8 protein-coding genes are annotated in these 13,492 nt (G+C 62.5%); 3 read left to right on the top strand and 5 right to left on the bottom strand.

Translation table 11 applies throughout. The features are described 5' to 3' along the window. Positions 1-8 precede the first annotated feature (8 nt). Both ACILSQ_RS07825 and ACILSQ_RS07820 read right to left on the bottom strand, forming a co-directional pair. The gene (locus tag ACILSQ_RS07825) at positions 9-902 is read right to left on the bottom strand and encodes a glycosyltransferase family 9 protein (protein WP_395743042.1); all 894 of its coding nucleotides are present in this window, start codon (positions 900-902) and stop codon (positions 9-11) included. A gap of 80 nt (positions 903-982) precedes the next feature. Next, the gene (locus tag ACILSQ_RS07820) at positions 983-1,573 is read right to left on the bottom strand and encodes a hypothetical protein (protein ID WP_395743041.1); all 591 of its coding nucleotides are present in this window, start codon (positions 1,571-1,573) and stop codon (positions 983-985) included. Between the two features lie 491 nt (positions 1,574-2,064). Between ACILSQ_RS07820 and ACILSQ_RS07815 the strand changes: the two genes are divergently transcribed. Both ACILSQ_RS07815 and ACILSQ_RS07810 read left to right on the top strand, forming a co-directional pair. Next, positions 2,065-2,619, top strand: coding sequence for a transcription termination/antitermination protein NusG (locus tag ACILSQ_RS07815; RefSeq protein ID WP_395743040.1), 555 nt, complete (start codon positions 2,065-2,067; stop codon positions 2,617-2,619). 468 nt (positions 2,620-3,087) lie between these two features. Next, a complete protein-coding gene (locus ACILSQ_RS07810; protein WP_395743039.1) occupies positions 3,088-3,414 on the top strand; it encodes a glycine zipper domain-containing protein in 327 nt (108 codons plus the stop codon). Positions 3,415-4,133: 719 nt separating this feature from the next. Here ACILSQ_RS07810 and ACILSQ_RS07805 read toward each other — a convergent pair. Then, positions 4,134-5,270, bottom strand: coding sequence for a virulence RhuM family protein (locus ACILSQ_RS07805; protein ID WP_395743038.1), 1,137 nt, complete (start codon positions 5,268-5,270; stop codon positions 4,134-4,136). Positions 5,271-5,488: 218 nt separating this feature from the next. Further along, entirely contained in the window at positions 5,489-6,982 is a 1,494-nt protein-coding gene (locus ACILSQ_RS07800) for a hypothetical protein (protein ID WP_395743037.1), read from the bottom strand. A gap of 609 nt (positions 6,983-7,591) precedes the next feature. On the opposite strand from ACILSQ_RS07800, the gene ACILSQ_RS07795 reads away from it, so the two are divergent. Next, a complete protein-coding gene (locus ACILSQ_RS07795) occupies positions 7,592-9,202 on the top strand; it encodes an ABC-F family ATP-binding cassette domain-containing protein (protein ID WP_395743036.1) in 1,611 nt (536 codons plus the stop codon). Between the two features lie 522 nt (positions 9,203-9,724). Here ACILSQ_RS07795 and ACILSQ_RS07790 read toward each other — a convergent pair. After that, entirely contained in the window at positions 9,725-13,471 is a 3,747-nt protein-coding gene (locus ACILSQ_RS07790) for a protein kinase domain-containing protein (RefSeq protein ID WP_395743035.1), read from the bottom strand. Positions 13,472-13,492: the final 21 nt, after the last annotated feature.

Genomic DNA, 13,492 nt, shown 5'->3' with positions numbered 1-13,492 from the left:
CTAGCACGTTACGATTTCGCAACAACTTGCGCGGCGGCCAAATTCACTTCTTCGACGCACAGATCGCCGATTGAATGTGTCGGATTCCGCAAAAACCGGATCCAGGGCTGCGGCGGGGCCCAGATGGCGGGGTCGGTGGGGCCGAACAGCAGGAGGGATGGGACGCCGCATGCGGCGGCGAGATGGGAGATGCCGCTGTCATGGCCGAGGAAGGCGGTGCAGGTGGCGAGGCGGGCGGCGAGTTCGGGGAGCGGGAGGGAGTGCCAGAGGGTGTGGCCGGTGGGGTGGATGTGGCGCTCGGCTTCGGCTTCGCCGGTGATGTAGATGATTTCGGCGTGGGGGAAGGTGGCGGCGACTTGCTGCCAGTTTTGGAGGGGCCAGTTCTTTTTTTCGGAGCCGCTGCCGGGGTGGATGGCGATGCGGGGGTGTGGGGCGGGGTGGTGGGGGAAGTGGGCGCGGTGGAGGTGCTCGTCTTCGAGGAACATGGCGAGCTTTTCGAGGCCCTGGGCGAGCTGGCGGGAGGCGTGGGGGCCTTCGGGCTTTACGAGGGGGGAGCACTCGATGAGGGTCTTGACGCCGATGCGCTCCATGCTGGCGCGGAAGTGGCCGTCGGGGTCGTAGAGGAAGGAGACGACGAGATTGAAGCTGCGGAGGTGTTCGGCGAGGGCTTCGTCGATGGGGGCTGTTTTGGCGAACAGCGGGGCCATGGTGCGGTGCTCGAGGCTGCGGATGGAGTCGGCGAGGCCGGCGGTGCGGGCGAGCTCGGCGATGGCGGGGTAGCCGAGGACTTCGAGATGGCAGCCGGGGATGGTTTCGCGCAGGAGGCGAAGGGCTGGGAGGGTGAGGATGAAGTCGCCGATGGCGCCGCCGCGGATGACGAGGACGCGGGGCTGGGGCTTCATCGGTAATCAGTAATCCGTAATCAGTAGCCAGTGGGCGGTTGGCAGTGATCAGGAAGGCAGAGGGCAGTGGCGGTTGCTGATCAGTAGAAAAGGATGGCGCAGGCGAGGAGGACGATGCCGTAGGTGATGCCGCTGTAAACGGCGAGGGTCCAGCGCTGGGGTTTGGCGAGGAACCAGTTCACCCAGTCGCGCATGAGGAAGGGCATGCCGATGAAGAACATGCCGACGATGATCCAGATGTAGGCGAGGATGGGCAGGAGGACGCGGCTGGCGGGGGGCTGCAGAAAGGCGGCGGTGAGGACGGGGCCGGCGATGAGGAGGAGGAGGGAGCCTAGGGCGCGGACGGCGAGGAATTCCTTCACGTAGATGAGGACGGCGACGTAGGCGCCGGCGACGATCATCATGAAGATGCGGCGCATGTTGAAGAACTCGCCCATGTCCATGTTGACGAGGGCGAACTCGGCCCAGAGGAAGCCGATGGTGAGGAGGATGGCGCCCCATTTGTAGTCGCGGGGGAAGGTTTTGAGGAAGGCCTGGGTTTTGGCGGTGTTTTTGAGGGCCCAGCCGTGGCTGAGGATGAGGGCCAGGGCGACGACGATGCCGGTGCCCTTGAGCGGGATGCCGCCGGTGGGTGCCAGGTGGTAGAGGTAGTCGTAGAGGTCTGGAAACATGCTGGGGAAAAGGGGCTGCACAGGTGGCGCAGGGGGGGCGGGGAAGCAAATGCGTTGTTCGAAGGGGAAGCTGGCGGTGGTTTGCTGTTGTTGGCGATTGTTTGCAGTGGTTGGCCGGACTTTGAGGCGGAGGGGGGGGACGGATTTTTGCACCGCGAGAGATGAGAAGACCGCAGAGATGAGGGTCTGTGTGTGTTCTTGAGGTGGGTGTCGTGGAGAGTTGCGGCTGTTTGGGGAACGGGGAGTCACTTGGGGGCTTGTTTGGGAGCCGCTTGTGCGAAGGGAGCTTCCAGATTCCGGCTGCTGCGAAGCCGCGAAGCGAACCCGGTGCTCCAATATCCGCGCGGGCTGGTTGTGAGTTTTGGATGATGCGGGGCTTCCAGAACGGGCTAAAGCCCGAACTACGTACTCAGACCAGACGAATATCCGCGAATGATCGCGAATGGTGGTTGCCTCGGCGGTGGGGTGGGGCAGTTTGGTGGGAGCTCCGCATGAAAGAGAAAGAGAAGAAAGAGAACATCCAGGCCTGGTACGTGGTGCATACGCGTCCGAAGTGCGAACACATCGCGGCTTCGCTGATGGGGGGGCTGGAGGGGGTGGAGACGTACTGCCCGCGGATCCGCTTTCAGAAGAACACGCGGCGGGGGAAGGTGTGGTTCGTCGAGGCGCTGTTTCCGAGCTACTTTTTTGCGCGGTTTGTGCCGGCGGAGTCGATGCGGGCGGTGAACTACTCGCAGAGTGTGATCAAGGTGGTGGATTTTGGGGGCAATCTGACTTCGGTGCCGGACTCGGCGATCGAGGAGCTGAAGGCGGAGATGAAGGACAAGGAGATCTGCGAGGTGGAGGTGGGGGTGAAGGTGGGGGACACGGTGGAGCTGACGGAGGGGCCGATGCGAGGGATGAAGGGGATCGTGAATGCGATGCTGACGGGGGTGGAGCGGGTGCGGATTCTTCTCGAATTCCTCGGGCGCGAAAACGCCGTTGAGGTTCCTTTGTCCAAAATTCTCACTGAGCACAAGCCGCGGGTGGTGGTGGCGCCTAGATAGTTCTTGGTTCGCTGTTCTCGGTTCGCTGTTCTTGGTTCTTGGTTCTTGGTTCTTGGTTCTTGGTTGGCGAGGGTTTGCTGGTGTTTGCAGTGGTTGAGACGTTAACAGGGGGAGAAGGGGTGTGGGGTGAGATGGGGGTGGTGGGACGTTTGATTTTGCCGCGGGGGGGCGGAGGTTGAGTTGGCAATGGTTTGCGGTGGTTTGGCGGGAGTTGCGGCGGTTTAAGGGGCCGCTTCTTAACGGGTGGGGGAAGCGGGGGGGAGCGCTTGGGGGAGGGGGCCTTTGAAGGAGGGATGCGCTGTTCTTCTGTGCACGGGTGAGTTGTTTGGGCTGATGGGGAGTGGTCAGGGGGAGGCCTTTCGTGGTTATCGGTGGGGGGCGGAAATACGACCGGGGTGGGGGCGGGGTCCGAATTTGCGGCTGAGGGCAGCGCCTTGGCGTTGTTCGAACTTCAAACCCTACACCTTTATGAAAACATTGATTCTTAACGCGATGGCGGTGATTTCTCTGGCTTCCTGCGCTACGGGGCCGGGCGCCCAGACTGGTTCTGTGCTCGGTGGCCTAGGCGGGGCGGCGGCTGGCGGCATCATTGGCAGTCAGAGTGGTCGCGGCCTGGAAGGCGCGGCGATTGGCGCGGGCCTGGGAGCGCTGGCTGGCAATGCGATGGGCAACGCGCAGGACCAACGGCGGTATTATAACGCTGGCTATGGTCCATATAACAACGGGCCGTATTACAACCAGCCCTACCGCGGGGGGCCTGCCTACTATCCGAACGGCTACTATCGTGGCTACTGAGGATGGGGCCCTGCGCTGCGGCTTGCGGCGGTTGAGCTGAATGGCGGCTGATGGGGGGCGAGGTTGTTTCAACACGCCCTTTTCAGCCTGCCTTGATTCTTGATTTTTGATTCTTGATGCATGGAGAGGCGCGGGGCTGCGTGCGCTTTCTTGATCCCATCCTGAGGGCTTTCGGTGTGGTGGGGATGAATGAGGGGAAAGGGCAAAAAGATTTTTCCGGAGGGGCAATCTTGCACCGCGGAGATTTGGAGAACGCAGAGAGGGCTGGGCGGTGGATCAAACCACGTCATACCAGAAAAATTTATTTGATTGCTTGCATTTGGGGGACCGGGCCCAATGGGTTTCTCATGAACTTGTCTGATTTGGTTTGTTTCAGCGGTGGGCCCAGGGCGTCGGGGATGAGGTCGCTGCTGGGTCAGGCGTTCGCTCTGGTGGTGCTGCTTTGCGGCCTGGGTGGCGGGTGCGTGCATGCGGCGGGGGAGATGAGGTGGAGGGCGTTTGAGGGTGGCTTGGGGAGTTCTCGAAGGGGTTCCGAGCCTGCGCAGGGGCGACGGGCGGAGGGTGAGAAGGGGCCGTGGCTGCTGCCGGCCGCCGGTGGCTTTTGCTGCGGCCTGGAGCGTGGGCGTGGCGAGAGCCTGGATGCTTGGGGGAGTTTGCCGTCGTTGAGGAGTGTGGGCACGGAGCTTGTGAAGGGACCTTATTTTGTCCCTACTCATTTGCTAAAGCTGGGGCGCGGCACCTTTTTCGGGCAGGGTTTTGATCATCCGGTCGAAGTCGGATTCGAACAGGCGATCTTGCACGATGCGGTATTTTTCAAATTCACTTTCCGCGTGGGCTTGGGCGATTTCGGCAGTCACTTTGCCGGCATCCTGCAAAATTTCCCGGTCGGTCGCGGCGATGAAGCGGTTGAGGCGGGTTTCCCAGTCCTGCATGGTCATGGGAATCTGCCGCAACGCCATGTCTTCGGCCACATCGAGGTAGGCGGAGACGAGGCGTTGCAACTGCGCCATTTCGTTTTCGGTGAGGTAGTTTTTCGCCACGCTGACATCGAACTTCTGAATTTTACCGGCGGGGGCGTCTTTCCAGGTGGTCAGGCCCATGTGGGTTTTGGCCGCATCTGCACGGGAGACGATGACCTCGGCGGCGGTGTGTCCGTGGATGGCCCAATGGAGGTTATCCCGCTGCGCGGGCTCTGCATCCAGGCTTCGCCGCTGGAATGCGCTATCGCGCCGAGCAGTGTTTTGCACGGTGGCAAAGAAGCGCTGAGTGGCTGCGGCGGTGACATCGTAGTCGATGGCGGTGGCGTAGATGTCGGTGATTTTCTGGTAGAACTTGCGCTCGCTGAGGCGGATTTCGCGGATGCGCTGGAGCTGCTCCTCAAAGTATTTTTTGCCGAGGATGGAGCCGTCGTTTTTCAGACGCTCGTCGTCCATGGCAAAGCCCTTGATGGTGAAGGATTCGATGATGCCGGAGGCCCATTTGCGGAACTGGACGGCACGTTCCGAGTTGACCTTGTAGCCGACGGCGATGATGGCGGCGAGGTGGTAGTGCTGGGTGTCGTAGGTTTTGCCGTCGGCGGCAGTTATTCGAAAATTTCGAATAACTGAATCCTCGGTTAGCTCACTGTCTGAAAACACCTTTTTCAGGTGGTAGTTGATGGTGTGGGTTTCGACATCGTAGAGCAGTCCCATCATTTTCTGGGTGAGCCAGACATTCTCATCGGCATACACGGCCTCCACGCCGCCCTGGCCGCTGGCAGCCACAAAGGTGAGGTACTCGGCAGCCGAGGAACGAACCAGCGAGGGGACGGTGTTCTTTTTGGAACGACCGCCGGGAGTTGGTTTGTTTTTGCTCATGGGTTTCTGCCGATTTTTGGCGCTGTGCCGCCTTCTTATACGCCACCGGCAGCCTTGATCTCAAGGGGCCTCTTTATCAACCGCAGAGCACTGGAACTCAAGGCGGCTTGATTGTGGGACGGAGGGTAAGGGCAGAAGCCGTGCGAAAAAGGGGACGCTGTTTTTTGGCAAAGGAATGGCCGGAGATTTGGACAGCCCACCCTTGCTATCCACTTTCGCTATCCATCCTTCGCTAAAGCTACGGAGGGCGGAGAGAGATTGGAAAGACGCAGAGAGGAGTTTCTGAAAAAGGCGGCTTGTTTTGTCAATTTTTTGCACCCTGACCCCATTTTTCCCCGTGGGCTCGGGGGTTTGAAGTGGGAAAAGACGAGGAGCCAGCGGCGTGCGTCTGCGGAGAGCTGGTCAAAGCTGGTTTTCCAGGTGATGAGGACGGGGCGTGGGGCGAGTTTGTCGGGACGCTCGTAGGAAATGGTGTGGCTGCTGAACCAGTTGAGGAGATTGGCTGCTTCTTTCTGGTAGGTCGTCACATATTGATCGAGGGTGCAGATCTGCTCATTGATGTATCCGGCGGCCTGATGCAGGGCCAGGGGCAGGCCGTCCATGAGAGTGGCGAGGGTAAGGGCCTGGGCGGGGTCGTCGTCGGCTTTGCGACGGTGATTGTCGGTGAGCTGCAGCAGGAGGGCGGTGGCGTCTGCGGGGCTGAGGACGGAGAGATCGAGCGCATGCACGTGGAGCGGCCAGAGCTTGAGCCGGGAGGTGATGAGGACGTGGCCGCTGCGGAGCTGGTCAAAGTGCGCGGTCAGGGCCTGGGCGGTGGCTTCGTCATCCACATTGTCCACGATGAGCAGCCAGCCGGAATGCGTGACCAGCCAGTGGAGGGCGATGCCCGCGCGCGCCTCTTCATCCGGCGGGAGATCGTCTGCGAGACCCAGCCCACGCACTTCGCACAGGGCGGCGAGGCTGCTCTGTAGCCGCTCTGGGGAATCGCCACGAGCAAAGAGCAGCGCCGTGTAGTCGGCGCGGTGCCGGTGCGCGTACTCCACGGCCGCATGCGTCTTGCCCAGACCGCCCAGCCCCTCCGTCACCGTGGCTGCAGGCCGCTGCACCTGCGTGATGGTCGTGGCATGCGTGCCCTGCGACTGCTTCAGCAGCGAAGAGCGCAGGTCCTGCAGAAAGGTTTCTCTTCCCACAAACGGCTGGCCGATGTAGCCGCCGGGGAGGTTGGAGGGGGGATTCGCGGTTGTGCGACTCGCCTGCGCCCCGCTCGTGTAATGATCCCTGGGCAGCTTCGCATTCAGCGCGAGCCGTTCCAAAATGAGGGTGACAAACTGCTCGGGTGTTTTTTCGTCGAGTTCGATGTAACCCGCGCCACGGAACAGTCCGGCCACCTTGGATTTGTCAAAACGGCTGAACAGCACCCTCTCGCGCTCACGCTGCTGCAGCAGATCGTGAACGGCCAGCCACTCCAGGCCGGTCCATTCCTTTTCGTCGTATTTCGGGCAAACCACCACCACGATGAGTTCGGCGTGCTCATTGTAAAGCTGAGGCAGGTAGATGCTCAGGTCATTGCGCGCAAACTCCGCCTCATGATACTTGTCGTAGAGAATGCCATCCTTTCCAAACGTCTTCGCCAGCAGCTCCGCCGTTTGCTCCACAAAGGGGCGTTTGTCTCCCGTGAAGGAGAAGGCGATGCGGAAGCGTTTGTCTGCCATGGCGCGGAAGAAATCAGCGCCTGCACCCAAGCTCGGCGCGGGGCTTTGGCGAGGAGAAAGTCAGGCCGCCCTCAGGAGGTGAAGGGAGGTACGGATGGCGTGGAAAAGGGTGGCTAGAGGGGATTTCAAAGAAGTGGAGGTGGTCGCCGCTGTTGTTTTGCTCCATGCGACGGAGGGATTCGATGTTTCCTTTCGCTAAGAGGTAACAGAGCAAGGTGCCTTGCCCGTTGTTTGTTCACGTGTGTGACGTGAATTAGGCCGCCCTTTCAGGGCTCCGGCTTTGCGTTCCGCATATCCCAGGGCGTTGCCCTGGGCTGCGATAGGACGCACCTTTGGTGCTGGCTGACGGGGAACCGCACTCGGAGAGTGCGGGCCACGCCGCGCTGGGCTTTCCTGGACCGATGTCTTTGTGGCGGAGCGCTCCTGGCGAATTCCGAAGCTGATTTCCGAAGAGGGAACTTGGGGACGTTCGTCGGCGGTTGGAGGACCAACCGCCCTACCTTTACGCTGTGCGCGGGCGCAGGGAGTCACGGGAGTGGGGCATGCTTGGCCTTGCAAGTGGCGTGGTGTGGGGTAGCTGGTCTGCTCCCTTTTTTCCTTTTTCCTGCCATGCTTACGATTCGTGATGTCACCAAGACTTTTAATGCGCGGACGCTGTTTAGTGCTGCGTCGATGACGATCAACTATGGGGAGCGGGTGGCGCTGGTGGGGCCGAATGGGGCGGGGAAGTCGACGCTGTTTTCGCTGATTTTGAAGACGGATACGGCGGATGCGGGGGAGGTGATCCGGGATGAGTGGACGACGGTGGGATTTCTGCCGCAGGAGAGCGAGCCGGTGGGGGATGAGACGGTGCTGGAGGTGGCGACGGGGAAGGCGGGGGAGATTGAGGCGCTGGAGAAGGCGCTGAGCGCGTTTGAGGCGGCGGGGGATGTTTCGAGCCCGGAGTATTTCGAGGCGCATGCGAAGCATGATGCGCTGCAGGACCCGCAGACGGAGGCGAAGGCGAAGCGGATTCTGAAGGGTCTGGGGTATAAGGAGGAGGATTTCTCAAGGCGGGCGAAGGAGTTTAGCGGGGGGTGGGTGATGCGGGCGCATATGACGCGGCTGCTGGTGATGGAGCCGGATCTGCTGCTGCTGGATGAGCCGACGAATCACCTGGACCTGCTTTCGCTGATGTGGTTCCGGAATTACCTGAAGAACTATCCGGGGGCGCTGCTGATCATTTCGCATGACCGTGACTTCATGGATGAGCTGGTGCAGCAGGTGTATGAGATCGAGGAGAGCAAGCTGATCGCCTACCAGGGGAACTACAGTGAGTACCTGAAGCAGCGGGAGGAGAACTGGGAGCGGGCGATGCAGGCGTACAAGAACCAGCAGAAGGAGATCGAGCAGATCCAGGATTTCATTGACCGGTTCAGGTCGGTGGCGTCGAAGGCGTCTCAGGCGCAGAGCCGTGAGAAGCAACTGGCGAAGATGGAGAAGCTGGAGAAGCCGCGGCCGCTGCGGAAGGGCTTCCGCTTTAACTTTCCGCAGCCGCAGCGGAGCGGGCAGCGCTTGATCGCGCTGACGGACATTTACCAGGCGTATGGGACGAAGCAGGTGTACCGGGGGCTGGACCTGGAGGTGGAGCGCGGGGAGCGGACGGTGCTGGTGGGGCCGAACGGGGCGGGCAAATCAACGCTGGTGAAGATTCTAGCGGGGGAGGTGCCTTTTCAGAAGGGTGAGCGGAAGCTGGGGACGAATGTGAAGCTGGGGTATTTTTCTCAGCACCGGGCGGATACTTTGGACCCGGACTGCAGTGTGCTGGAGGAGCTGAAGCGGGTGTCTCCGGAGCTGCGGGAGGATGAGGCGCGGAGCATCCTGGGGAGCTTTCTTTTCAAGCGTGAGGATGTGCACAAGAAGTGCCGGGTGCTGAGCGGGGGGGAGAAGAGCCGGGTGAACCTGGTGAAGTTTCTGGTGGACCCGCCGAACCTGCTGCTGATGGACGAGCCGACGACGCACCTGGACATCTGGGCGATCGAGGGGCTGATCCTGGCGCTGCAGAAGTTTGAGGGGACGCTGGTGTTCATCAGCCATGACGTGCACTTCATCCGGTCGCTGGCGACGAAGGTGCTGCACATCAATGAGGGGAAGGTGACGGCGTATGCGGGGGACTATGACTACTACCTGGAGAAGACGGGTGCGGAGGAGAATGCGCGTGCGGCGGTGATTGCGGGGTAGGGAATGACGAAATCAGAATGAGGAATGACGAATGAGGGGCGGGCGCTGGTCGATGGGCAGGAGTGACCATCGTCGTTTCCCGAGGATGCGGTGATCCTAGAGACGGAGATGGCAGCCTCCGGAATACACGGAACAAACGGAAAATCAGACAAAGCCCGTGCCTTGAGGGCTCACCTTTGGAGTGGTCGGCTGGGGAGGCCTTTTCCCCAGTATTCCGGGTGTTCGGCAGGCTATCTGTTCTCGTTTTAGGGTGATTGGTGGGAGAAGGGCTGATGAGAACCGCAGAGGATGGACGGACGCAGAGGTGTGTGTTTCGAGGACCTTTGCGCAGATGGAATCTGCGGACCACTCCAGGCTGGGCTGGCGGTGTGATTTTGACGAGAAGCGCGCGCTGGGAGACTGGCGGGCTGCGGCCACGCCCATTTTACAGGGGGTGACGTGGGAGTGGTGCGAGCTTGCGGGGGCGGTGGGCTCATCTCGGCGGAGCGAGATGAGTACTGTACGGAGCTGGCGCGCGGTGGGCTATTTGGGCGGGGTGGGGATGAGGAGTTTGGCGCGGGTGGCGGCGTCTTTGTCCTGGGGGCGGAAGCGGAGGAGTTCGCGGGCGGCGGCGGGGGAGCCCTGGCTTTTGAGGGAGGCGAGGTAATCGTCGAAGGATTGCTTCTCGAAGGGGGAGAGGGGGCGGGTGGGGGCGGGGGCGAGGAGCCAGCGGGCCCAGGTGTGGGCGGTTTCTTCGCCTTTGGCGGGGGTCTTGGGGATGGCGGCGACGGCGGCCTCGTAGTCGTCGAGGGGGACTTCCTCGATGTTGCCGGTGGGGGTGAGGCGGAGGCGGGCGAGTCCTTCCGCGAGCCTGAGGAACCACTCTGGCAGGACGGCGCCGCGGGGCGGCATGTCGGCCTTGAAAAAGCCGTGGCCGGAGACGCGGAAGAGCACGCTGGCACCGTCATCCGAAACGCGCGCGACGACGATGCCTTCCTCATCAATGCTGCTGCGGGGGGTGTTGCGGATGGCGGGAGTGAGGCAGTTTCCTGTGTGGAGGTCCCAGACGCGCATTTCGCCATCGTCCGTCACGGTGACGAGGCGCTGGTCGTCGGGGCTGAGGGCGATGACGGGCACGTAGGAGTCGTGCTGCATGGTGATGATGTTCTGGCGGGTGGCGATGTCCCAGACGCGAACGGCGCGGTCGCGCCCGGAGGTGACGAGGAGCTTTTCATCCTGGGTGAGGGTGACGGCACCGACGGCCGGGGGGTGGAGGATGGGCTTGCCGACGGGCTTGAGGGTTTTGGCGTCGTAGATGAAGACGGTGCCGTCCGGGTCCGCGGCGGCGTACATGGATTTTTGGCGGTTGGCGCCGCCGGCGTCCGACCGGCGCAACTGCTCGGGTGAGTTGTCCGGACCTTTGATGCGGGTGATGAGGTTTTTGTCGAGGACATCGACGAACTTGCGCTCTGACATGCGCTCATGGATGTTCCAGACCTGCACCGACGGGATGCCGGCGGGAGCGACGATGAGGAGGGAGCCGTCGCGGGTGAATTTGGCGTCGGTGATGGTGTTCTCGATGTGGTAGGAAAGAAGGGCGCCGGTCTGCATGTCAAAGACGCTGACATCGCCATGTCGTGAGATGGTGGTGAGGAGGCTGGTGTCCGCCGCCGGCATGGCCTTGAGGATTTCGCCGTCATGCCCGCGAGTGGGGAAGAGAAGCTTGCCGTCATTGAGATCCCAGACGTTCACGTAACCGCCGCCATCACCGACAACGATGGAGCCGCCATCCGCGCTGAAGGCGAGGGAGGTCACCGCGGAAGGATGGGAGAGCGGGGGGAGGACTTCGCCGCCGTTGCGGAAGCTGCCGATGAAGACCTCGCCTTTTTTCATGCCGAGGGCGATGAGCTCCTTGCGGGGTTCGATGGCGACATGGAGGAGGCCTTTGTCCACCTCGATGGGATCGCCGATGGACTGGCCGAGACGCAGATCCCAGGTGGTGGCAGCGCCATCGGGGCCCGCCGGATCGATGGGGTCGCCACCGAAGATGGAGGCGGCAAAGATGCCGTCGTTGTCCACGACGATCTCACTGACGACGCCCTTTTGTTTCATCACCCGTGCGGGTTCCTGGGGATTGCGCAGGTCCCAGAGCTGAATGGAGCCCATGCCGTCCTTGTCGATTTCACTGCCGGCGAGCAGCTTGGCGCCGTTGCCGGAGAATGCGATGCAGGTGACGAGGCTGGGCATGCGGGGCTGGAGGCTGCGGCGTTTGCCGTCCTTGAGGGTCCAGAGCTCCACGTTGCCGTCGTCACGCGCGACGACGACCTGCTGGCCGTCTGGCGTGACATCGAGGCAGGTGACCTCCACTCCGGGGGGAACGGGATGATCCGTGCGCTGGCCGGTTTTCATGTCCCAGGTGGAAATGACCTGGCGGCGGGGCGGAGGCACCGCACCCGGGGCCGTCTTGGTTTTAGGGTGGATGAAGCTGGCCGCCATGGCCTTGCCGGTCTCGTGGCTGACGGCCACCTTGGCGGCGTCTTTGGCGCCTTCCGGGAGGGCGAGCGGGGCGGTGTCCGGGCGGATGAGGTGGACGTTGGCGAGGAGGGAGAGGAGGTTGGTGGAGGAGAGTTCGTTGGAGGGATCCGTGCGCAGGGAGCGGGCGAGGTAGGCCACGGCGTCATTGTACTGGCCGCGCTCGGTGAACTGACGGGCCATGTGCTCGTCTGAACGGCTGAAGGACTTGCGGAGATTTTCGCGGCCGAGCTCGGCTTCGATGCGGTTGCGCTCGGCTTTGAAGTAGAGGGCGGTGCTGGTGATGCCGCCGATGAGGACGGCGAGGGAGATGGCGATGGCGGCGGCGACGCCGACGCGATGGCGGCGGACGAACTTGGTGATGAGATAACGCCTGCTGGGCGGACGCGCGGTGATGGGCTCGAAGCTGAGGTAGCGGGTGATGTCGTCTGCGAGATCGTCGGCGCTGCCGTAGCGGCGGTTGGGATCGCGCTCGAGGGCCTTGAGGGCGATCCAGTCGAGATCTCCCTGGACGGCGGGCTCGATGGTGGAGGGCTTGGGCGGGTCTTTTTCGGCGAGATCGCGGAGGAGGATGTGGATGGGCTTTGCGGCGATGTCCGCCGGAGTGATGAGGGCGCGGCCGCAGACGAGCTCGAAGAAGACGCCGCCGAGGGCATAGACGTCTGAGCGGGTGTCCACATGGGAGCTGCCATTTTCAATCTGCTCCGGGCTGATGTAGCCGGGGGTGCCGACGAGCTGATCGACGCCGGTGGCGATGGTGTGGCCGGAGCCTTCGCCTTCGAGGACTTTGGCGATGCCGAAGTCGATGACCTTGGGGACGGCCTTGCCGGCTTCGTCCATGACCATGATGTTGCCGGGCTTGATGTCGCGATGGATGATGCCTTTCTGATGGGCGTGGTTCACCGCGCGGCAGACGGGGATGAAGAGGGCGAGGCGCTGGCGGAGGTTGAGATCGTTCTGCTTGCAGTAGCTGGTGATGGAGCGGCCCTTGACCATCTCCATGACGAAATAGGGAGCGCCGATGTCCGTCTCGCCGGCATCGAGGATGCGGGCGATGTTTGGGTGCTCCATGATGGCGAGGGTGCGCTGCTCGATGGCGAAGCGGCCGAGGATGTCCTGGGAGGTGACGCCTGCCTTGACGATCTTGATGGCGACGATGCGGTGGATGGGTTTCACCTGCTCGGCGCGATAGACGACGCCGAAGCCGCCTTCGCCCAGCTTGTCGAGAAGGCGGTAGCGGTCGCCGATCCAGCCGTCATTGCCGGTGAGAGACTCCATGTGGGAGCGCGGCTTGGAAGTGGTGCCCATGGAGGCCATGGAGCCCGCGGTGGCGGCAGGGAGGCTGCCGTGGCTGTGAAGGGTGGCGGCACCGGGCAGCGTGCCCGGCTTGCCGGTGGGGATGGCAATGGTCTGATCTTCCGGCCCGAGGGTGAGGCTGCCCGTATCCATGCGGGATGACGGGGGAGGGGTGGAGCCCATGGTGGCCGCAGGCAGAGTGCGGCTGGGGTTTGGGATGGCGATGGTCTGGTCCTCAGGGCCCAGCGTGATCATGCTGGTGGCGGAGGCCGGCTCGTCTGAAGGCGGTGTGGGGGCCGAGGAAGAGGTGACGGGCCTGGAGGGCTTGACGTGGGGAACCGCGATGGTGACATCCTCCGGGCCGAGGGTGGTCATTCCCGTGGGAGTCTCTTCGGGGGACATGAATTTGGCATCGTCGCCGGAAGGGGAATGCGGTGCTGGCTTGGCCGGATCAGGATTCACGGGAAAAAGGGAATAATGGGA

Origin of the sequence: Prosthecobacter sp. (assembly GCF_044227185.1) — a bacterium.
Lineage (GTDB): Bacteria > Verrucomicrobiota > Verrucomicrobiia > Verrucomicrobiales > Verrucomicrobiaceae > Prosthecobacter.
This window is presented reverse-complemented; position numbering and strand designations above follow the sequence as displayed.

Excerpts from the sequence above, each read along its gene's own strand:
- ACILSQ_RS07825 (WP_395743042.1), bottom strand. The coding sequence starts at position 902 with ATGAAGCCCCAGCCCCGCGTCCTCGTCATCCGCGGCGGCGCCATCGGC.
- ACILSQ_RS07820 (WP_395743041.1), bottom strand. The coding sequence starts at position 1,573 with ATGTTTCCAGACCTCTACGACTACCTCTACCACCTGGCACCCACCGGC.
- ACILSQ_RS07815 (WP_395743040.1), top strand. The coding sequence starts at position 2,065 with ATGAAAGAGAAAGAGAAGAAAGAGAACATCCAGGCCTGGTACGTGGTG.
- ACILSQ_RS07810 (WP_395743039.1), top strand. The coding sequence starts at position 3,088 with ATGAAAACATTGATTCTTAACGCGATGGCGGTGATTTCTCTGGCTTCC.
- ACILSQ_RS07805 (WP_395743038.1), bottom strand. The coding sequence starts at position 5,270 with ATGAGCAAAAACAAACCAACTCCCGGCGGTCGTTCCAAAAAGAACACC.
- ACILSQ_RS07800 (WP_395743037.1), bottom strand. The coding sequence starts at position 6,982 with ATGGCAGACAAACGCTTCCGCATCGCCTTCTCCTTCACGGGAGACAAA.
- ACILSQ_RS07795 (WP_395743036.1), top strand. The coding sequence starts at position 7,592 with ATGCTTACGATTCGTGATGTCACCAAGACTTTTAATGCGCGGACGCTG.